Source organism: Microbulbifer maximicatervae (SeqCode) (assembly GCF_052468295.1).
In genome coordinates this window covers 1,690,456-1,712,449 of record NZ_CP174340.1, presented here as the reverse complement: position 1 = coordinate 1,712,449, position 21,994 = coordinate 1,690,456, and the positions used below count along the sequence as shown (strand labels likewise).

Annotated in this window: 12 protein-coding genes and 2 pseudogenes; 13 read left to right on the top strand and 1 reads right to left on the bottom strand. The window is 41.7% G+C overall.

Features of this window, described 5'->3' with window-relative positions; all coding sequences use genetic code 11:
- Positions 1–61 precede the first annotated feature (61 nt).
- The 11 genes and pseudogenes from ACJJIQ_RS07720 to ACJJIQ_RS07670 all read left to right on the top strand — a co-directional run bounded on the left by ACJJIQ_RS07720 (position 62) and on the right by ACJJIQ_RS07670 (position 19,122).
- Positions 62–382 (top strand): hypothetical protein, encoded by a 321-nt coding sequence (locus tag ACJJIQ_RS07720; protein ID WP_444897362.1) that lies wholly within the window; start codon positions 62–64, stop codon positions 380–382.
- A 15-nt stretch (positions 383–397) separates the two neighbouring features.
- A complete protein-coding gene (locus ACJJIQ_RS07715; RefSeq protein WP_444897363.1) occupies positions 398–928 on the top strand; it encodes a HEPN family nuclease in 531 nt (176 codons plus the stop codon).
- Between the two features lie 185 nt (positions 929–1,113).
- The gene (locus ACJJIQ_RS07710) at positions 1,114–1,722 is read left to right on the top strand and encodes a hypothetical protein (RefSeq protein ID WP_444897364.1); all 609 of its coding nucleotides are present in this window, start codon (positions 1,114–1,116) and stop codon (positions 1,720–1,722) included.
- A gap of 476 nt (positions 1,723–2,198) precedes the next feature.
- The gene (locus ACJJIQ_RS07705) at positions 2,199–2,726 is read left to right on the top strand and encodes a hypothetical protein (RefSeq protein WP_445364218.1); all 528 of its coding nucleotides are present in this window, start codon (positions 2,199–2,201) and stop codon (positions 2,724–2,726) included.
- Positions 2,727–3,101: 375 nt separating this feature from the next.
- Positions 3,102–3,803, top strand: coding sequence for a response regulator transcription factor (locus tag ACJJIQ_RS07700; RefSeq protein WP_445364217.1), 702 nt, complete (start codon positions 3,102–3,104; stop codon positions 3,801–3,803).
- A 310-nt stretch (positions 3,804–4,113) separates the two neighbouring features.
- The gene (locus ACJJIQ_RS07695; RefSeq protein ID WP_445364216.1) at positions 4,114–7,245 is read left to right on the top strand and encodes a membrane dipeptidase; all 3,132 of its coding nucleotides are present in this window, start codon (positions 4,114–4,116) and stop codon (positions 7,243–7,245) included.
- A 281-nt stretch (positions 7,246–7,526) separates the two neighbouring features.
- Positions 7,527–7,800 (top strand): annotated as a pseudogene (locus ACJJIQ_RS07690) (transposase); the annotation flags it as partial.
- A gap of 44 nt (positions 7,801–7,844) precedes the next feature.
- Positions 7,845–10,724 carry a hybrid sensor histidine kinase/response regulator gene (locus ACJJIQ_RS07685; RefSeq protein ID WP_445364215.1) on the top strand — a complete coding sequence of 960 codons (2,880 nt, stop codon included), beginning with the start codon at positions 7,845–7,847 and terminating at the stop codon, positions 10,722–10,724.
- Between the two features lie 774 nt (positions 10,725–11,498).
- Positions 11,499–14,666, top strand: coding sequence for a hypothetical protein (locus tag ACJJIQ_RS07680; RefSeq protein ID WP_445364214.1), 3,168 nt, complete (start codon positions 11,499–11,501; stop codon positions 14,664–14,666).
- Positions 14,666–17,545 carry a hypothetical protein gene (locus tag ACJJIQ_RS07675; protein ID WP_445364213.1) on the top strand — a complete coding sequence of 960 codons (2,880 nt, stop codon included), beginning with the start codon at positions 14,666–14,668 and terminating at the stop codon, positions 17,543–17,545. Before ACJJIQ_RS07680 ends, ACJJIQ_RS07675 begins: the two co-directional genes overlap by 1 nt.
- Positions 17,542–19,122, top strand: coding sequence for a hypothetical protein (locus ACJJIQ_RS07670; protein WP_445364212.1), 1,581 nt, complete (start codon positions 17,542–17,544; stop codon positions 19,120–19,122). The genes ACJJIQ_RS07675 and ACJJIQ_RS07670 overlap by 4 nt, the downstream gene beginning before the upstream one ends.
- A 235-nt stretch (positions 19,123–19,357) precedes the next feature.
- Here ACJJIQ_RS07670 and ACJJIQ_RS07665 read toward each other — a convergent pair.
- Positions 19,358–19,498, bottom strand: a pseudogene (locus ACJJIQ_RS07665) (IS256 family transposase); the annotation flags it as partial.
- A gap of 827 nt (positions 19,499–20,325) precedes the next feature.
- On the opposite strand from ACJJIQ_RS07665, the gene ACJJIQ_RS07660 reads away from it, so the two are divergent.
- Together ACJJIQ_RS07660 and ACJJIQ_RS07655 are read left to right on the top strand one after the other, a co-directional pair.
- Entirely contained in the window at positions 20,326–20,619 is a 294-nt protein-coding gene (locus ACJJIQ_RS07660) for a hypothetical protein (protein ID WP_445364211.1), read from the top strand.
- A gap of 109 nt (positions 20,620–20,728) precedes the next feature.
- Positions 20,729–21,982, top strand: coding sequence for a tyrosine-type recombinase/integrase (locus ACJJIQ_RS07655; RefSeq protein WP_445364210.1), 1,254 nt, complete (start codon positions 20,729–20,731; stop codon positions 21,980–21,982).
- The last annotated feature ends 12 nt before the right edge of the window (positions 21,983–21,994 follow it).

The window sequence follows — 21,994 nt, the reverse complement described above, 5'->3', positions numbered from 1 at the left end:
ATAAGCAGAATACCAAGCTTGGGTTAGAAACTAGATAGGCTCAGAAGAACTGGGTGGGAATATGGACACAGAAGAGATTATTGGGCGCTTATCACAGGCAGTGAGCCCAGATTATCAATGGCCCGAGATCCCTGCCGGATGGAAGCTAGAGTTTATTCTGTATCCAGATGGTGAGCTTGATATGGATCTTCTTCACCCTGTATCTGCTCGCTTTTGGTCTGAAGACAACGGCTTCTTAGATATGCCGGTGATGAAATCTGGCAAGGTCATCACTGTGACTGACCTAAAGGCCGCAGGAGTCCCGCTTATGACGACCTTTGGTCATGCTGTTGTGTCTGATGTCCCCCAAAAAACCCATCTTGCCACTGTTGAAGAAAAGTAAGGGGTAGGTAGGAATATGGATAAATTTGTAGCTGATAGAAAAGTAATCCAAGAAAGTTTTAATAGTACCTGGAGGTATATTTGGGATTCGGCTATTGCTATTAAAAATGGAAGAGTTGAAAGACTTAGTTCCTTGCCACAAAATATGAGTTGGTCACTACTTAATCCCGGATCAATTTTGGCGTCGGCGTACATATATTTTGTTATTGGTAGAGAAAGTAATCTTCTTACAAAATTTCCAAGCTCAAAGTATTGTGATTTTATAAGTAAATTCAATCTTATTGTTACCACTCGTGAGTTTGAAAATAAATCTGATAAAGACAAATGTAAATATATTATTAGGCGTCTTAGGAATGCCATTTCTCACGGAAATGTATCATTTGAAGATCGTAATAAAGAGGGGGATGCTCCGATTGATGGGAATAGGTACTTCATATTTTATGATGAAGACCCGCGGAGAACAGATGATAAATGGTGTGCCAGCATAAGCATTCCTGATTTTGGAAATATAGTAGAAGAGGCTGGAGAAGTTTGTTTTAACACATAGTGTCACACATATAGAGATTGGAATATGACGGTTGCCTTGTTCGTAGAAACGTCAATGTGAAAAAAAGGGCGGGTTATATCTGTCAAAATCAAGAAATTATTGGGATATGCTTTCAAATATGAATTTCAAAGTATACATATAAAAGTAAATAAAATTCTGATTTAGATAATATAAAGGAAAGCATTTTGGGTGAAGCAAAAAGAAGAGCGAATGAAATCATCAAAATAAAACAACAGCATATCAATTGGTTATCCAATCTAACTGAAGAGGAAGCGACGATAGCTAATTTAGCTGAGAGACTGGAAGAAAAGCTCATTCAAGCTCAGTCATTCACAGAAGGGTGCTATCATTTAGCCTTTTTCATGACTCGCTATTTGGCGGAAAAACAGATTTCTGTTATCCCTGTAGTTGGATGGGTGAATGATGGTACTTGGGAGGGTGTAACTTCACATGCATGGATTGAGTACAATGGTCTGAAGACTGATGTATCATTAACAAAAACATCTCACCCTGAGCAGCAGCCTCCCGGCTCTTTAATTGTTTTGGATCATGTATTAAAAAAAGGAAAGGTAGATTACATTTACTATCACAATAATGCTGAAGAGGTGCTGGAGGCTAGAAAATTTATTTCATCTACCCCCAAGCTTAGAATGATTCAAAATTATAAAGAGCAACAACATAAAGAGATGATGCATATAGCAGAGCCAGGTCAATTAAAACGGATCGATACTTATCTTTCTAATGCTCCTTTAGGTTTAAGGTTCGAAGACCTGAAGCGAATCGTAGAAGAGTAGCAGTGCGCTTGTATATGATCACTTTTAAATAATTGGGAGATTATTGGAGTATGGTTTTTGGTTCAATTTCAAATAGATCGAAACAGCCGCTAATAGAAGCTATGAGCACCATTCCAATAATAGAACAAGTATCTGAAAGTGAAGTCCAGTTTCGTTCAAGAAATCAGGGGACGATGATTCGATATACATTTTTTTCCCAGGGAGAGGTGATAGGTGAGGTAGTGACTGAGCTGTGGTGTGATGAGAACCTTCTGCTAGTTCATGAAATCAAGGCTTCAACACCAAGGAAGAGGCAAGGGACAGCTATTATCAAGTGGCTCGTAGGGCAGTCTTCACAACTGATTCAACCTGTACACGTTATAAGCGGTGGTATGTCTTTTTGGATGAAGTTAAAAGAGATATGGCCAAACAGAATTGCCAGTTCGGACCTAAGGTGCAGTGAATACGATGAATTACTAGAAATGCGAACTTGAGGATTGAAAGATGAAGGCCAAGGTAATCACTGTGGAAATCTATTGGTAATGAGTTATACATTTGGTTTGATCGCTATTCCAGCTATTTTTTTTGCTTATTTTATTTTCTGGATGGCTTATTCCGTAAGGAATAATACCATGGATGGGAAGTTGAAAAATATTGCAAATAAAATCGGTATAATACCGGCTCAAGAATTTTTTAACGATATTGAAGAGAGATATGTTTCGACAAAAGGGCAACTCTTATCGCTAAGAAAAATAAATAAAACCGTTCTATCTAATCACGATGCAGGCTTTTTTAACCGTTACTATTATAACCTTGAACACAAGGTTATATTCTATATTGACGAAGAAAAACATATATGTGAAAGGTCTGTTTTTAGCATGATTAACAATAAAGATGAAGATCGCGCTGATCGGGCGCTTGCCATTGTTAGCAGCTCTAAAAAAGTCAAAGTTTATTATGATCCTGATAATATTAAAGAGTCCTACGTAATTTTCAATGACATAAAGGATTGGTCTGCGATTTAATTCAGATCACACTCAGAGTCTTTTTCAGCGGGCAGAAATCTCTAGCTTTTAGTTGTATGCTTGATGGGAGATTATAGTTACACTGATTAAACTCACAACTTTCATATGATCAGCAGGGAGAGGAAATATGAAAATAAAAGGAACTGTGATTGGTTGTCTATTATCATTTTTTTCTACTTTGAACGGTTGTTCAAATTTTGATGCTTTAAATGGGGGGTATTCAATTAGCCCCCTCAGGGGGCTTTCATCATACCACCCGCTATGCGGGTGGTTGCTGATTGTTTCACAGCTCAATTGTTGATTGTCTTTATCTGCCTGCAATTATGCCTATATACTACCCGCTTTTGAAGAGTGGATATGTACCAGTTATTGATCGTGGAAGATGATATTCAGCAACGGGAATTGTTGACAGATTTAATGGAAGCTAGAGGCTTTCACGTCAAAGGCGCAGCTAGTTTGGCGCAAATGTACACGAATCTAGATGATTTTGGCAATAAAATCGACGCAATATTACTTGACCTGTCACTTCCTGATGGTGATGCTCTAGGGCGAATAGCGCAGCTGCGACGCCGACTTTCCTGTGGCTTACTGGTCGTTTCTCTTCGAAACACAGAGGCTGCTCGTGTAGAGGCGATTGAGCAGGGGGCTGATGATTTTATCGCCAAGCCTTATTCTCCCGCCGAGTTGGTGGCGCGGATCAAGACAGTTATTGCACGAGCAAATAAAGGAAAAGAAAACAAAATATTACGTTACAAAGGCTGGTATATCGATCAACGCTACCACGACATATCTGACCCCTGCGGTAATTTTATAGATTTAAGCTTAAGCGAATACATTCTCTGGGTAGAGTTTCTCTCCCACCCCGGAATAACCTTGTCTCGAGATCGTTTATTGGATCTATTTGGCAATAGTTTTCGAGATGTCTCAGATAGATCCATCGATACTTTGGTTAGCCGCTTAAGGCGTAAGATTTCCGATCAAGCCAAACCTCCGCAAATTATCCAAACAGTTAGAGGGGAAGGGTACCGGTTTACCGGAGCAATGCCAGCAGTCAGTTCAGTTCAAAGCAAATCTTAAAGCTGCGATTTAATATTCAATGAGCTGACCTTTATGAGCTTATCGGAAATTGTACAAATTTAAAAAACTGTACCAACTTGAAAAGAGTAAATATGGTGAGCTGCGCCTTGCAGGTTATGATTTACTCCCTAGAGACCAAAACGCTAATACCTTAAGGTTACCACCTAATTAAAAAATTAAGAATCAACCGTTCGTATTCGTGCAAGAAAAATTTCTATTGTGTCAATCTGTCAAACTTGAATAGACACTCTCAGCTATCATGAAGCCCATTATTTTTTAGTACATTGGTTCTCTTATCTAGTGAGAAAATATGGATAAGTTAAAACTCAACTCGATTGTCAAGATATATTACGGCAGCCTGGGAAAACTGTTTATTTTTGCCGCTATCAACTGTATAGCAGGAACAGTAACTGCTGCACCTTATTTTGATAAATCGAGCCTGCAGCCTGGAGTCTGCAGTACCAAAGGAGGGTACCGCTGGTATGCGGCCCGTTTATATGGAGGTGAGGGGAGTCGATGGGAAGATGAATGCTGGACGACAACCATAACGATCAATAATACATATTTTAAGCGGCCGCATTACTGTAGAGACTATTCTGGCAGCACGGGTACTTGGGGCGAGTGGGCTGTTCCCGATGCAAGGTGTGGATCGACTTCAATTCATGAAATGGGAGGAAAGTGGAGAGCGCTAAAGCGCCAGAATTGTGGGACTAATGATGAATGGGAAACCAGTGGAGCCGTTAATGCGGGTGCTCGTGGCTATAGAAAATACTATGCATGGCTGGATCATAAAAACGAAAGTTCCGCTGATTGGCTGGCAACGTGTGCTCACTGGCCGATTAATATTGCTGGGGTGGAATTTGGCAAAGGCGGCAGCAATTCACAGTCAGAGCTGGGGTGGCGGGCCTGTTTTCCTGGGGCCATAGGGCGCAACAGCGTGTTTAACACACACGCCGAGTTTTGGATCAAAGACTCAACATGTAATGGTAATTTCGCTACTCCGGAGCGCGGTAATGGCTCTGGTCTGGTAAGCAATACCCCTCTCAACGGGTATGCAGATCTTCATGCTCACCCTTTTGCTTATAAAGCGTTTGGCGGCGGTATTTTCGGTTCTGTACGCGGCACAGTAGCAGAAGCATTCCAAAATCATAATCATGATTTGCTTGAAAAACATCCGTGGTTTACCTGGACGTGGCGTGTACAATCGGCGAGAGGATTGCTCGATCAACTTTGGTTAGCGGGCGGGAGGTGGGACTCTGACGTTGTCCCATGGGACCGGCATAGTACAGGGTACCCGGATTTCACCACCACCTCTTGGTCTGACAATCCCGGTAACGCTTGGCCTCGTGTTTGGGAAGACGCACACGTAAAAATGCATAATCACTGGTTGCGGCGCGCCAATATTGGAGGTTTGCGCTTAATGATCGCGTTTGCCAATAACCATGGTTTGAATTGGAACGGCCGGGATGCTGACGAAACAAGATTGCCTGACATCGCAAAAGGCCCGGCATATATGGGCGAACTTGAAACGGACCTGAACGGCGATGGCGAAAAAAATAAATGGGATATTGATGATTGGGGGGCGCTACTGGGACAAACGGAAGAAATGCATAAACTCGCCCAAGAACACGAATGGATTGAACTCGTATCCGATGCAAAAGAAGCACGAGCAGCCGTTGAGGCCGGTAAACTGGCTATGGTCTGGGGTTCGGAGATTGATCAGGCATTCAATTGTAAGGAAAGCTGGTCGACAGCATGGGGTGCGGCTAGTGCTAAAGTGTGCGACCAGAGAGATATCGATAAAGCCGCTATGGTCCATGAAATGCTGCGTATTCGTGCAGTATTTCCGGTGCATGTAAAGGCCAATGGCCTGGGACATCCAGCATTCAACTCTCCTCTGGTCTTTCAGGGGCCTACTTGGAGTGAGGGCTATGAAGCCTGCAGGGATTACCAAGGAATGGCCGCTTTCAATGAAGATACAAATCCCGACATGGGTGTCTGTTCATCTGGGGGTTTATCAGACCTCGGTCGCCATGCGATTCTTAAATCGTGGTCACTCGGACACATGATTGATGTTGGGCATATGGGAAAATATACCTTTAACTCAACCTTAGCGCTAGCGGATACCTACAATGTCCCGGTAGTTCATGGGCATAGTGGTGTTTTTGCTACGGCAGCAGACAGCCGTCGCTATGAAGGGAATACAGGCAAGTACCAGTTTAAAAAAATAGCATCGGTCGGTGGTATGGTGGGTGCGATCGAGTTTCAGGGGGATCAATCGTTAACAACAAATTATGTTCACGCATCAATACCCGACACCGTTGGCGGCAGCGCATCTTCATGGTCCCAGGCTTATGAATATATTAATGACCTGGAGGGTTTTGGGGTGAAACAGGATAGTATCACTAAAGAGTATTATGGCACTGTCGCCATCGGAACAGATTTTAATGGCGGCATTGCACATGCGATTGGCCGCAAACAGCACTACTATTTCCGTTTTCCATTTGATCAACAAATTGCTTGGTGGGGGAGTGCCGGGACGAAAGTTACAAAATATGTGGAATATCCTTTCGACTTGCCAGAGCAGTTGATGGGGGCCTACTGCAACAGCCAGGGAAGCGAGTGTGATCTCAGTATAAATCAGTTACAACCGGGTTTGAAGCTGTCAAAAGCATCAATGTCACTATTGGATTTAACCGGAGTGGACTATAACGATCGTGGTCTTGCGACAGTTGGCCAACTTCCTGATTTTATTGAAGATCTACGCGTTCAAGGGATGCCGTTAGCCAAACTTGAATCTTTCTATCGCTCCGCTATGGGGTATGTCAATATGTGGGATAGAGCTGAGAAGAGCGCTAAGGAAGATGTTTACTGGTTTTCAACATCACTCTATAACGACTATTCAAAAGTAAATTTTCCTTTGCGTAAAGATGCAGGAACAGAAGGTGAAGTAAAGATTCAGTCAGAAGGAACTAACTCTGCTCCGGTATGTCGAGCTGTTATTCGAGACGCTAACAATAAATTTGTTCGATATGCACCGGGAGTATCGGTGACACGCAATAACGTTAAGGCATGTGTTACTAACCGTGGGTCAGCTGAGGGTAGCTGGACAGTGAAGTTTGTCACGGAATTTGATGAGTTTTTTAGCAGGGAAGGCAGCAGTGCCAAATGGGTGGCAATCACAGAAACAGGCGGCGTTGATAACAAGCTGAGCCCAGTCTACATCAACCCCAATAATATTAATGCAATTATTGGCACCGATGGAAAACTCTGTAAGGTAGGGTCTGCAGTAGGCTTCGTTGCTGACACAGGGGAATGTTTTGCTGTGAGCTATGATGCGCAAATAAATACCGTTGTTGAAGTTGTGAGTACAAGTGACTATGAACTCTTTTATGCTCGTATACCTGTTCAGAAAAAACAAGTCAGCTTACAGATACCTTAGGGCCATGTTAAAATAGGTTTGAACTTATTCGAAAATACTTGACTGGAGTCTATTTAAGTCGGGATTTTAGGGGTAACGGTTATAATCGTTATATCGATTCTGTAAATAATTCTGCCTATCTGCCCGGTTAAATATAATTTCACAAATGGTCGGATAAATCGATAGTAAACTTGTTCAAGATCGATTTTCTATTCCTGATAGACTCTCTTCACCCTCAAGAGCTGAAGGCTTTCTCGTAACTCAGTACCCACAAAATCAGTTGCTCCTGGTGATCGCACAGGGACAACCTCAATATGCTCTTTAGTTATCCGCCTAACATACGCAAAGCCATCTACACGACAAATGCGATTGAATCTTCAGTAGGTCCTCCGCAAAGCGATCAAGAAGCGGAGGGTCTTCTCTATCGAAGGCTTGGCACGGAAGGTGATTTATCTAGTGATTCGCTATGCATCGAAAAATTGGGTAATGCTCATTCGGAAATGGAAACCAGCCTTGAACCGGTTTATTATCGAGTTCGAAGGCCGCTTGGAAGATAATATTCAACCGGGCAGATAGGCTGAATTATTTACATGGTCTTAATCAAAGTAAAGTGCAGACCTATGGCAAAAAATTATTATCTTTATTTGTATTTTATAATATTCTTTATCACTGCACATTGCACCTCGCTTCATGCCCAGCACAGTGAACCACATGAACTCATTTTAGATCACGCGACAGATAGACAACTCCTTAGCTCACAGATGTCTTTCCTGGAAGACCCAAACGGGCAGATGGACATTATGGGTATAATGGAATTTACTTCGTCAGAACGCTTTATGCCCTATGGTCAAAAACCGAGAATCTTTGGATATACCGATTCAACGTTTTGGTTGAAATTAAAAATTGTTAATAATCATTCGGAACCAGCATGGATCATCAAAGTTGGTGAGGCTTGGGTCGACAGTGTTGAGATGTATCTTATATCCAAGGGAGAAGTTGTCGAACATCAAATTTTTGATAAAAATTTAGATTATGATCAAAGAAAGGTAAAATACCGGAAACCGGCTTTTAAATTGTCCTTGGAGAAAGACAATCCTTACGAACTTTATTTGAAACTACAGACGATAGGTCTCCTTGACACCAGAACGAATATTTATTCTCTTGATGCCTTTCAAAATATAAACACAAAAAATAATGTATTCTTTAGCGCCGTTTTTGGCATGCTGGCCATTATGATGATGTTTAATTTATTCTCTTATATCACGATTCGAGATAATTCTTTTTTATATTTAACGCTTTTTATATTGGGCTATATGGTCCAAGGTTTGGGTTATACAGGGTTTGCTTACGAATGGGGTTGGCGCGGGGACTCGAGAACAACTCACTGGATTTCAGCAACAAGCGCTCATATCACCATAATTGCCATGCTCTTGTTTTCACGAAATCACCTACAATGCAAAACACTTGATCCGCTAATGTATCGTGTTATTACCGGTGTGATTGTCGTATTAATTTTTAGCTTAACCTTTTTCCCCTTTTTATCGATTGCGCAGGCAGAATCTCTGCAGGTGCTGATGATTTCCTATCCTTTGTGTTTAATTAGTTTAATATTTCGCGTGTGGTGGAAGAAAAAAGGATTACCCCAATACTTGAGATTGACTTGGCCGGCCTATGTAGGCGTACTCTATATCACCGCAGTCTATAGCATTCATATTCTTGCAGAAGTTGTTGTGATGTCAGATTACATTTTATACGGTGGCAATATAGTGGTCGCTGTTTTGTTCTCATTCGATGCTGGGGATCGTATCAATCGTATGCGTGAAGACTTAAAACGATTGAATAAAGACTTAGAACAAAAAGTCCATGAGCAGACGCTCTCTTTACACGAAAAGGTTAACACACTACAAAAACGAGAGGCTGAGTTAAGTGTGGCTCAGCGACAAGCCGACACCGCGAACCGAGCAAAATCGCGTTTTTTGGCTATGATGAGCCACGAAATACGAACACCCATAAGTGGAATTTTGGGGACGCTCTCTCATATAAAGGCGAATCCCTCCCACCATCAAAATCAGCAATTTGTGATTAAAGCGGAGAGTGCCGGGCATACCTTATTGCAGATTCTCAATGACATCCTCGATATTACTAAGCTAGAGTCTGGGAAGGTGAATCTGGAAAAGACTCCATTTTCGGTGGTTGAGATTACGCGTAAGTCCTTCGAGATCAGTAACATGGGGATGAGTAATAAAGCAGTTGCATTTGATTTAAAGCTTCCAAAAGCATTACCGATGGTGATTGGTGACCCCGCACGTTTGCAGCAAGTTCTAATAAATTTACTGGGCAATGCCCTCAAATTTACTCATCAGGGAGGCATTATCCTTTCTGTGACAGAAAAACAGGAAAAGCATAACAAGCTAACCTTGCTATTTAGTGTTTCTGATACCGGCATTGGTATTGAGCCGGCCAAACTTGAAATGCTCTATGAAGAATTTACCCAAGCCGATGACTCTACAACCCGAATCTACGGAGGAACAGGGCTCGGCTTACCCATTACAAAGCACTTGGTGCAATTGATGGGGGGTAAGCTGGCTTGTAACAGCGAACTAGGTAAGGGGAGCTGTTTTTACTTTGAGTTATGCTTTCCGCTTGTTTATAAATTGCAAATTGACAAGCCTAACATTGAGCCACCAACAAGCGCTCTGCCCAATCACAGATGCCTAAATCTGTTGTTAGCTGAAGATGATGAGCTGAACCGAGAGTTGATCGCAGCACGACTGCGGCAGCTTGGGCATAAAGTTACTGCAGTGAATAATGGTCGTGACGCTCTGTATGAATTGCAAAATAACCTATTTGATGGTGCTGTCTTGGATATGCACCTACCTTTTATTGACGGTATTGATTTGTGTCGAAAAGTGCGCCTAGGCACAACATCCGCCTCTATGCTGGTCATTGCTGTCACGGCAAATGTGATGAAGCAAGATATCGAAACTTACTACAAAGCAGGCTTTAATCATGTATTGCCAAAGCCTATTGATTGGCAGAGACTTTTTGATATTTTATTTACCCATCAACTGTCGACAGAGATTAATAGACCTTTCCAAAGCTCTAATGTGACTGCACAGAACTGTGATGATAGGCTGAGGGATGATAATAGTTTTGACGTCAAATTAATCAGTGAAATTAAATTAATCTTAGGGGAGCCTCAATTTAGAAAACGATGGGTTCAGTTATTTGAATCCTTGCACATCGATCTCGAAATGATTTCACAGACCCTATCAAATAAGGAGTTCGATCAAGCCAGGCTTTTAGCCCACACCCTAAATGGACGATGCGCTAGTATGGGTTTACTCACTTTAACCAGGATGTTTAATTACCTTGAAGATAACATTGAGATGATCTCGAAAGATGAGCTCTCACAAATTAAGTGTCAATGTCAGAAAGATATTACTTATTTGGATATACACGAGGTAATCGAGGGGTCTTCATTACATACCACGATATAATCACTCTGATTTTTTGGAAAAAGCATATCAATTACTAAAAGTAATAACATGGTAGCATCATTGTTTGAAATTTCTTATTTCGGTTCTGGTATTGAACCTACTACGTATAAAAATCTTTATAAAATCTGACCGCTCGAAGGTCGAGTCAAAAACGTTAACATATTGGCCAATGACATAAAGAGCAAATCCTCGTCTGGACGATTGATGTACAGTGATTTAGTGTTGCTTCGACGAAGCAAATAATAGCTTTTTGAAAAATTACAAAATATGAAGGGATTGAGCAGGGCGGGTAGGTGGCATTCTAAATTTTGCATTACTTCAGAAGAGTCTGTCTCTCTTTAACCTAGCATTCTGTGTATATCTGAAAGCCATAGAGTACTTTTAGTTTTACTAAAAGTTAGGTAAGGCGTAAAATATTTTCTATTGTGTCGATTTGTCATACTTATTTTTCCATCTTAATTTAAGATTGCATACACTTAGTTAATGCTGATTTCATGCAAGTTTAATTGGCACCTCTTAGTGCCATATAAATAGTATATTTCTAAGCAAACTATTCAACCTGTTTAAACAGGAGCCTCATTATGTGGAATACTCGATGTCAGCACATTTACAATGAACTAGATACAGTGTTACTTATTAACGATTTAGAAGATAAGAGTAGGAACGATCATGTTCTCAAACGTGAGAAAAAATCGCTTGGAGGAACGGTAGTCCCCTGGTGTCGCAATATTGCAGCTAAGAGAACACTAGATATTAAATAAAAAGTAAATAACTATGAATATAGCCGATGCAGCTAATCCCTATTTTTTCATCGAAGAGAGGAAGGCAATAAAGGAAGGAGGAAAGTTTGTTACGGCAGGAAAGACAATAATTTATTCCGTATTGGATGAGGTATATATTGGGGAAAAGGATTTACTAAATCCTTATGCTGAAAAAGTTTCTGGTGGGAACGACATTGTTATATATGGTTTAGATATTGTACTTGTGAGCGATTTCATACAAAGATCTGCAAAGATTTACGAGGGCCGAAATGTAACTATTGCCTGTAGGAAACTAACCATTAATGGAAGTAAAAAAAATGGACTGATCATTGATGTAAGTGCTCATCCTGATGAAACCCACAAGAATACAATAGCGCCCACTAAGACCTATAAAGCAAAAAAAAGTGATACAAAAGGCACTGACGGTGATGATATTGCTATAGCCATCAACAGATCGGATGGAAGTTGGAGTAGATATTTTGAGGAAGAACCTAAAGGAAAAGCATGGGCTAAGCAGGGGGCCAATGGAGGAAGCATAATTATAGCTTGTGAAACTATCGAGTTTAAATCTAAGCTAATCCTAAAGGCAAACGGTGCAAAAGGTAATGCAGGGGTAGGAGGACAGAATATAACGGTAATCGGTAATTCCATTGGTGGAGATGCCGGTAAGGGAGGTAAGGGCGGTCAACCAGGTAAAATTGAGCTTTACTACAACAAAATTAAGTCTAGTGAAAAAGCGTATTCAGGGAATATCGATAAATGGGTTGTTAGAGAATGTTTTGCAGGAAAACCTGGCGAAAGTGGCAAACCAGGATACGCACAAATTACGGACAAATATGGCAAACCATATAGCAAAGTTTATGGCTCAAGCGCTGAATTAGTTGATAGCTTTGAAGACGGTATTCCAGTGATGGCTTCACCGGCCAGCTTACCATTAAGTAGCAAATACATTGATGAGCCCTTTCCTGACTTTTCTGCAATAGCCGTCTATTCTGATTTCCACTTTTGGTCATTGCTCTATCATAGAATAAAGCTAGATTATATCAAATTTCAACCAACTGGTTATTCGGCTATAGACCCTGAGAACCCTGAGTGGGTAGCACTTGGTGAAAATTTGGTTTTTACGACCTTTTTGGGGGCACTACATTCAAATAATTCGGATAATCCAGAGTTCTCTAAAAAATTCAAAAAAAAGCATGATATCGAGAAAAAAGCATTAGATTCATCAATTTTAAATGTCATGGATGACAGCGAAAGAGAACTAAAAAAGCCTTTGGCTGAAGCATTTAAGATGATGCAAATGTGGCATGCTGGAAAACAAACAATCTGGGGAGGCGAGATTACCCGTGTTCCGCAGTTACCTTTTGATGTTCTAATTGAATTGGTTGATGAATATTTTTCATCACAAATTAGGATACGTGATTTCTATATAAAATTGCGGATTCAAGAAGCAGGTGCAAAAGTTGAGAACTCAAAACACGCAGATATGACTGATTCGGCGGATTGCGCGATAGCTTTACATGAGGCGACTATCAAAGTATTAAAAAAAATATTATTTGGTACGTCTAAATATGACATAAAGAACGATAAGTCCTTAGTCGGAAAGCTTTACGTCGCTGATCAAGAATGTCAAACATTGATTGAAAATCTTTCTAGAGATCTTGAAGATGTTGTTCCGATTGTTGAGGATTCAGTTAGTCTTAGCTTTAAAGATATACTCAGCGCTTTTAAAGACCTAATATTTGTTGCTTCGGATTTGCCTGCAGCAGGACTGATGGCAATTGAAGAGGGTACAAGTCTATTCTTAAAAGCAAAAGAAAAAATATCGACTGATGATGGAGCAGAAGTACTCAAGAGTACTGTTATTGAAGAAGTCCGACATATGATCAGTACCGAAGTTAAGCTTGGCGAGCTAGTTGCTACCGGCGAAAATCAAGAAAAGGTAAATACGCTAATTATTACATCAGCAAACAAAATAAGTGATTATGTCAAAAAGTTCTCTAATAAATTAAAAGAAAAAGGCAAAGAGGTTGAGAGTGACGTAAACCATATTGTAAATCTTGCCAAATCAAAAAATGAGCTTTGGATTTTATGTAATAAAAAAATAAATTTGCTTGCTAAAGAGCTTACGGATTATCAAAAAGCTGTAGAAAAACGACAAGATATAGATAGGCTTTTTGATCAGAATCAGTCTCCCGAGTTAAACAAAGCAATTAAACATTATACCAATGTCTACTTGTCAAACATTGAGCGTACAGCAGATATCTGGGTGCAACTTCTTCGTAAATTGTCGTATATAACCCTTGGCCAAATCAATATGGAAAATAACTATTTTGATAGGTTGTCTACATTCTGGACAGTAGATAAAGCTAGCGCGCAGGAGAAGGCTGATAAAGAAAATAGTCTGTGGGATATTGCGGATAATGAAGTAATCGGAGAGCAGAAAAAAGATGGCGTTCGTTGGCAGCTGGCAAACTATAATGCAAATTTACAAAAGGCGATAGCGACCAATCCAAGTGATTATTCTAAATATAAAGTTGAAAAAAAAAGCGATGCCTATATCACTATAAGCGGCAAAACCCCTGATGGGAAAGAATTGATTAGTTCATTATTGAATTATGAAACAGTTACGATTCAAGTGGTGCCCGGGGAATCAACAAAAATACAAAAGTACTATTCAATGGAGGGTAAAAGGGTAGATTACCCCTATTGGCGAAATGCTTCTACCTTTCAATTCCCATTGATGGGTGTGCCCAGCTTCGATGTACGTATTGCAAAAATTCGTCCATGGATACAAGGGGTGAATACCGATTCAGTAGGAGGGGAAATTTCAAGAGTGGTCTTCCAGGCTAAGATAGGAATGCAAGCGTACATCGTAGACCAAAACGACATCGCTCATTTTTATGATTACGGTCTTGATGCCCCGGTTGCAACATTTGTACATGCCGCGCAAGCAACTCATGGTGACGATTCAGTAGAGGATGCGCTGGGCGAGGATGGAAACATTAATAGTAAATTTGTTGAGCAACGCGGAATTTTTACATTTTTTCAGCTGTGCATTCCTGATATTGAATTTAATAGCGGATTGACTGCAGCTACAAAAATTGAAGATATTGTCCTTAATATCCATTTTTACACTGTAAAGCGTGGAAAATATTATTCCAAATTAGGAGTAGAATAATGGAAGACGTTATACAAGATAATTCAAAAACGAGAAATATCCTCATTGGAGATAGCAATCAAGCAAATGAAGAGGAGCGCGCTGCAAGATCTATGCTCCTATACCATACAAAAAAACCTTTGGCAGCATTGATGCTGACAACTAAAGTATCGGATGCAGTGAGAAAATTAAAGGATTCCAATCCATATGCTACCGAGGAGCAGATCGATAGGTTGAGAGAAGAGTGTATACAGGATATGGGGTATATCACCGATCTTGCCAGCTTTAAAAGCCAGCAAAATTATATGGATGCGTATCATGCGGGTCTTTTTTGTGGCGATTACGCGATTATTGACTCAAAAGATAACCTTCATCGGTTAATTATTGGCTCTCAATCTATACGGTTTTTGTTAAACGGAAAAGATGAAGTTGTTAACGTTCTCAGTGAGGGAGAACATTATAACAGCCAAAGAATTACAATAAAAAATAAAAAAATAGAACTGAATATTAAATTAAATACGCCTATTGAAAAATTGAATTCTGGGTCTAATTTTAAAGAAATAATTGACAGCTACAAAGTTACTGTGACCGGAAGCATGACGTTGATTGCGGAGGATAATAAGGACGAGTTAGTGCTTGTAGGCAAAGCTGGCGTAAAGACGCCAGCAGGTATTCGTTATGAAAAAGGTTACGAACCGCCTTTTATTTGGGCGGGAGAATATGTTGTTCGGTATACCGACAATGATAACTGGGATTTTTTGGAGGAAGCACTTAATATTCTGTATGACACCAATGAGCATACTTTGTCACTCTATTTAGGAAAAGTCAAAGCTACTGACTTATATTACACACACAATGTAATGGGCTGCAAACTGGAAAGAAAAAAGGGGGTTGTTACCAATGTCTCAATGAAGTGCTGCATTAGCATGAATGGGAAACGAAAGCTGTTTATTCGATTTGATGAAGATAAAAAAAATCGGAACTTATCTGCATACTCCAAAATTAGGCTGAAGAAATCCACGCTTTGGGGGGAGCCTGTATCTCTAGCAGCAGAAGTTTCTGCGAAAAATGTAGCGCGCATTACTGGAAAACAAACAAGTCCGATTTTTCCATTTACTACCGATGGTGATGATATAACCCGTGAACAAAGTTTATTTTGCAGAACGGTTTACGATTCCAATTTAATGGCCGCTGACTTGTTTCCGTTAACAGAAACGAATACGCCAGCAGAAGGTGAGGGGCCAAAAGAAGAAAATAGTTTATTTAAAGGCAGTACTATTTCTTTAGTGAAAGATGATGTTAATCAAGAAGGTGAAATTACCGGTTTCAGAGTGGATGAGCTGGATGAGTCAAAAAATAAAACTGGGCGGATAGCGATATATAACACCGATGATGTCACCTCTGAATGGGAGATTCCTGACGGTGCATCTTTGAAACATTATCAACAATTAGATCTAGATATGAAACCAAAGCCTGGTCTAGAGAATGTTCGATTAGGTTTTAGTAGTGAATTAACACATGAGTTACCAAGACTAGTGGAAACTGACTTTTACGAATGTAGACTTAATCTATTGGATTATGGGAGCTATTGTGGCGATGGGGTTAGTATTGAACTTGCTATAGATGATCCGGACCAAGGTAAATTATTGACTACATCAAAGGCCACAAATGCGACATGCCACAAAGTAAGTCCGGTGGGTCTAGGGCCTGATATCAAAATATCTAATGTAATAACAGCTGATAACGGTACGGTGGTGAAAATAGAAGGGGATGTTCCAGACTTTACCAAGGCCTCTGTACTGATTCGTGCAACTAGTGGGGAGACGCAAGTGGCAGGCAGTCACTATTATCATTTTTCTATGATCCCCAAAACCAAAGGCAGATCAGGCTTCTATGATGTTTCCAAGTACATTTGTGAACCCACAGAAGAAGGCCCTTACAAATTAGTGTCCAAAAGTACAGAAAGTGTACCCATCTTAATAAGAACGCTGATAAATATGGGAAGCGCAGATGAGATTGCCTTATCGGGTGAAGACTGGCCTCCAGCTTACCGCTCTAAACACTATGAAGCAAGAGTAACGGCAATGAAGGGCGTTCAACCGTTTACATGGCGCCTCATTAAAAATGATATACCTGCTGGTTTAGACTGGGATCATGATGCAAAGGTTGGCAAGGATATTGATGAGTCCGGATTAATTTCTTTTGGGGTTTCCGGAACCGTCGACGATAGTGAAGATCCAGGAACTACCCATCAGCCCCTGATACGTGTTATGAATCATAAAGATGCGATAATGGCGCCCACACTAGTGATTCCACATATTCAAATTAGTGAACCCGAAATTGAAGATCAAAAAAGTCGAGACGATGGTTTAATCGCATTAGCAGCAGTTGAAGGGTGTGCTGGTTTGGTTGGGCTTGCCTTGGCTATCATTTTAGGGGCAAAAGAGCTAAATAAGAAAGACGAAGAGACCACTGATAAGGACCTTGAATTGAAGGCTCGTCAACTGATAGGTAAAATTGAACATGAAAATGAAGAAAACATTCAACGATTGGGTGATGAGATTAATAGAATTTCGACAAGGTTCGCAGACCTTGAAGTCGAAACACGCACCAATATAGAAGACAATATAAATGACATCGATCATAAAATTGAAAAAATGAGGAATACCTTAACAGAAAGAAATAAGCGGATATCTGATTTAGAATCCAAGCTTGAAGAGTTGGAATTTGAAAATAACAATGAGAACGGAAGGTTAAGTTCAGAAATCTATAATTTAGAGCGGGAAATTGATGAGTTAAAAAACGCTAATGAAGACTTAAGGAGTCGACAAGAGGAATTTCAGAAAGAAGAGGAAGCATTAGAAGAGAGCGGCGCTTCTCACCACGAGGTGGAAGTATGAATTTGGTCATCTTAAAATCACTTTTCTCTCTCCTATTATTTTGTTCATTTATTCCTTTTGGGCATGCTGCAAAGGAATTAGTTTATTTCGTTGCAACGAACGGAAAGCATGGCAATACGGGTATACACCCAGACCAGCCCCTGAGGTTTTTAGCAGAAGCTGTAGATAAAATTGGAGAAGACAATGTGCACCCGGTGACTATCAAAATGTCAGTTGGAAACTTTGAAACAGCTGACCTTTTGCTACCTCCCAACACCACCGTTGAAGGCGGGTGGAACACTGGTATCAAAAATGCGTTTTCAGTGCAAAATCAGTTCACAAATCGACAGCTCCTAAACCTAAAGGAAAAAGACTATCTATGTGAAAAGCATACATGCTTGAATGGCAAAAACGCTGACCGATTGCTAACCATTAATCAAAAAAATGTCCATTTAAAACAGCTTGTTTTAAATGGTAGTGACCGCTCAAAAGTACCAGGGCAGAGTTCATATGCATTGATTGTGGATAAGGTAGATACTTATTTAGATTCAGTGGTCATTAAAGTGGGGAAAGGGGGTGTGGGGAAAAATGGCCAGCCCCCCGAAGCTGGAAAAAAATACTGTACCAAAGGCGGTACGGGTGGTCGCTACAAAGATATTCATGATTGGAGTGGTTACCCCCCAAACCCAGCGTATCCTCGACGTAATCCTTATTGTCACGTGAGCAATCATTCAGGCAAAAAGGGTACCGATGTAGCTACTGGTGGTAAAATTGCACGAGGTGGAAGTGGAGGGGAGACTGGAAATTCCAACTGTATTGATTTTCCAACAGTGAGTTATGCAACAAAAGGAAATGGGGGACATAACGGTGGCGATGGGATTCCAGGTAGGCATGGATCTCCGTTAAACGCAACTAGTGGTTTTTTTTCTTACAATAATGATAACAAATTGTATTGGGACACAAATTTAGGTAGAGGTAATGGAGGTCGTGGTGGTAACGCGGCCGGTGGCGGAGGGGGCGGTCTCGGTGGCTCATGGTATGTATATTGGTTTTGGTGTGATGATAAAATGTATCAGGGCGGGAATGGTGGCGACGGAGGGGATGGAGGATGTGGTGGTAACGGAGGAATAGGAGGCCAATCTGGCAGAGGGGCATTCGGCCTTATCATTAATAAGTCAACGGTTAGATCGAAAAGTCTGGTAATTATCGGCGGAGAAGGTGGGCGAGGTGGTAATGGGAGCGATGCCAGACCAGGAGAAGAAGGGCAGCCTGGTGTTAAACCTAAACACGGTAACTATGTGGATTATTGCGGGCATCAAGGTTATACACAAAAAGGGGGTAAAGGAGGTGATGGAGGAAGAGGTGGTGACGGCGGTGGAGGGGCCGGAGGGCCTGGAGGGCCAATGATTTCAGTTGTGAAATTAAACGGTGCCAGCCTTAAATGGGACAAAAATGAAATTCATCGTATCGGTGGCGGTAAAGGAGGCGGAGGAGGTGAAGGAGGCAAAGGGGAAAAAATTAAAGAAGGAACACGAGCGCCTCATGGCAATGATGGAGTACACAAGCCATATACCACAATTATTAAAGTAAAATCGTAAATTTCGACCAAACAAACCCGGCTCTCCGCATCCTGATGGCAAAGTAGGGCGCTCACAAAGAACTGACAAAGAGGAATTTTACTCGACCGTTAGTCTGGATCTAGAAGAACTCCAAAGCACCACGCTTCTCGAGTGACAAGGGCTTCATGGATCTTTCGGGGGTAAAACACTAATGGAAGTTGTTTGCGGGCACCTGAGGGGGTAAATAATTCTGTGTAACTGCCCCGTCAGTTGGTTATTGGTAGTCGGTGAGTCGCTCACCAAACTCGATCATAAATCTGTTTAAAGCTGGCTTCCAATTACGGATTGGCATTGTCCATTTTTTTGAAGCACCCTGCATAGCTAGGTATACCACCTTCATAGCTGATTTATCTGTATTAGTTCAGACCAAATCTGACACATCTCCTTAAAAAGAAGGGGGATTTAGCACGCCTGCCTCCGTTAAGGTCCTTTTCTGATAGTCCTGGTTCAGAATGCGACCATACTGCACTTTAATTCCACGGCATACTCAGCCAGTTACCGCTTGACTATTTTACTGTATTAGCCTCGAGCTAATGGAGTCATCTACTGATCAAGTTCGCAAGCCCTTGCAGTATATTCGCGACGCACTCTAAGTAAAGGGTACCCCAATTCTGGATTTTCATAGATAGTAGAACTTTTACCAGGGATTCACACAGTATCTTTCCCGACCAAGATTCTACTTGCTTTGGTCCCCTTTCCTAGGAATAAGGATGTAGATAGCTGCTAGATCGATGCCTACCCCCAAAAGGGCAAGAAAGAATGCGGTAAGTGTGCCAGTATTTCCACCTTCGACATTTTCCCCAGCAGGAGGCCAATAGACAATTACCAAGGTCAGCGTCCATATGCCTAGGCCGTAAAGGATCCAAGTTCGGTTAAAGTGCTGCCTCAAACCCCGCCGGTAAGATGTCAGTTTCTGTACGATGTAAGCTGCAGAGAAGAATATAATGCATCCCACAACTGCAAGGTTGCAGAAGAATACCAAAGAAGGGTAAGCAAAACGCCTAAGTTCCAAGTGAAATTCATTCCATATGGTCAAGCTGGATAGGGGTTCCGTCGGAATCTAGCCTTGAGCTGTCAATCTACTTGTGATTTCTAGCATGAAGGAGGCTTTGTAATACGTGCGCAGGGATAGGCGTAGATCGACAGTGGAGAGTTTGCGACGGATGTGCAGGAGCTGGAATCTTGGTAGATAACCCAGCGCCGTTTGATGTGCAGCTAACAATATTTGCTAACGAGGTTAAGCCGCTTCGCGACTTCCTCGCGAGCATAAACACCGACCTGGTTAATCTGGTTAACCTGGTTAACCTGGTTACCCAGGACCTAAAACAAACGGAGAGCGTTATGGGAGCACTGCAGGAAATCATCGGAGAGCTTGATTTGATCACGGTTCGACACGAGCACCGCAATCAATCTTTCGGAAAGCAGGGACAGACGTGGTTATCGGAAATAGCAGTCAAGAAAAAATTGAAAACCTGAGGGGGTTCAAGGGGTTACGATATTTCCGATATTTGTGAATATCGGATATTTTATAAATACCCGATTTTACGTATAATTTGCCGCATTCCAACAACAACTCCATATTTCTATGTCTGCTTCCAACCGGCCACCAGCACCAATCATCGACAACCTGAGCAATCTTGAGAATCCATTCCGCTGCACCAGCTTTTCAGCTAGCCGTTATCTCAGCAAGCAGATTCCTGGTGCTAATACCGATCTGGAGTTCACGCTTAAGTTTCTTTACAGCTATAACGGCAGCCAGGCAACGTTTAACAGCTACCGCCGTGAACTTGAGCGCTTGCTGCAATGGGCTTGGCGCATTGAAGAAGTTTCAATAATGACTCTGAAGCGCGAACACATTGAGGAGTTTGTGCAGTTTTGCATTGAACCGCCAATTGCCTGGATCGGAACTAAGAATGTTGCCAGATTCAAAACACAAAATGGCGAGCGCGTTGTGAATGCCGATTGGCGGCCATTCGTAGTCAGTGTGTCCAAAGTTGAGTTTCGTGCTGGCAAGACGGCTTCCCCCAAGGAGTTCCGGCCATCCCAGGCAGCGATCAAATGCATCTTTACTGCATTGTCGTCTTTCTTCGATTTTCTCTATCAAGAAGGCCTGGTTCCAGCCAATCCTGTGGCACTGATTCGCCAGAAAAGTAAGTTTGTTCGACGTGAGCAACAAAGCCAGGTTGTACGTCGAATCAGCAACTTGCAGTGGGATTATGTCCTGGAGACTGCTGAGATCATGGCCGAGACATCACCAACTGATCACGAGCGAACTTTATTCATTATGAACGCCCTATTCGCTATGTATTTGCGAATCTCTGAGTTGGTTGCGGATGAAAGATCGGCACCAGTTATGGGTGATTTCAAGAAAGATCGCGACGGAAACTGGTGGTTTCACGTTACGGGCAAAGGTAACAAAGGCCGGGCGATCACTGTTTGCGACCAAATGTTGAAGGCCTTGAAGCGCTACAGAAATTATTTGCAGCTCCCTGCTCTGCCCAGCATTAATGAGCAGACACCTCTGGTGCACAAGTCCCGTGGCAAGGGACCGGTTACCAGTACCCGACAGGTTCGCCTGATTGTTCAAAACTGCTTTGATTCTGCCCACCAACGGATGGTTGAAGAAGGCTTAGGGGAAGATGCTGAAGATCTTAAGGCTGCCACTGTGCACTGGCTCCGCCATACGGGTATTTCTGAAGATGTGAAGTACCGCCCCCGCGAGCATGTGCGCGATGATGCGGGCCATGCAAGTATGGCTACGACCGATCGCTACATTGATTCCGATATGCGGGAGCGGCATGAAAGTGGGCGGAGTAAGCGGGTAAAGGAGGAGCGGTAATACTACCGCCCT

What these genes read in the sequence shown, in the direction of transcription:
- ACJJIQ_RS07675 (WP_445364213.1), top strand. Translation starts at nt 14,666, where the DNA reads ATGGAAGACGTTATACAAGATAATTCAAAAACGAGAAATATCCTCATT.
- ACJJIQ_RS07685 (WP_445364215.1), top strand. Translation starts at nt 7,845, where the DNA reads ATGGCAAAAAATTATTATCTTTATTTGTATTTTATAATATTCTTTATC.
- ACJJIQ_RS07670 (WP_445364212.1), top strand. Translation starts at nt 17,542, where the DNA reads ATGAATTTGGTCATCTTAAAATCACTTTTCTCTCTCCTATTATTTTGT.
- ACJJIQ_RS07715 (WP_444897363.1), top strand. Translation starts at nt 398, where the DNA reads ATGGATAAATTTGTAGCTGATAGAAAAGTAATCCAAGAAAGTTTTAAT.
- ACJJIQ_RS07680 (WP_445364214.1), top strand. Translation starts at nt 11,499, where the DNA reads ATGAATATAGCCGATGCAGCTAATCCCTATTTTTTCATCGAAGAGAGG.
- ACJJIQ_RS07695 (WP_445364216.1), top strand. Translation starts at nt 4,114, where the DNA reads ATGGATAAGTTAAAACTCAACTCGATTGTCAAGATATATTACGGCAGC.
- ACJJIQ_RS07720 (WP_444897362.1), top strand. Translation starts at nt 62, where the DNA reads ATGGACACAGAAGAGATTATTGGGCGCTTATCACAGGCAGTGAGCCCA.
- ACJJIQ_RS07655 (WP_445364210.1), top strand. Translation starts at nt 20,729, where the DNA reads ATGTCTGCTTCCAACCGGCCACCAGCACCAATCATCGACAACCTGAGC.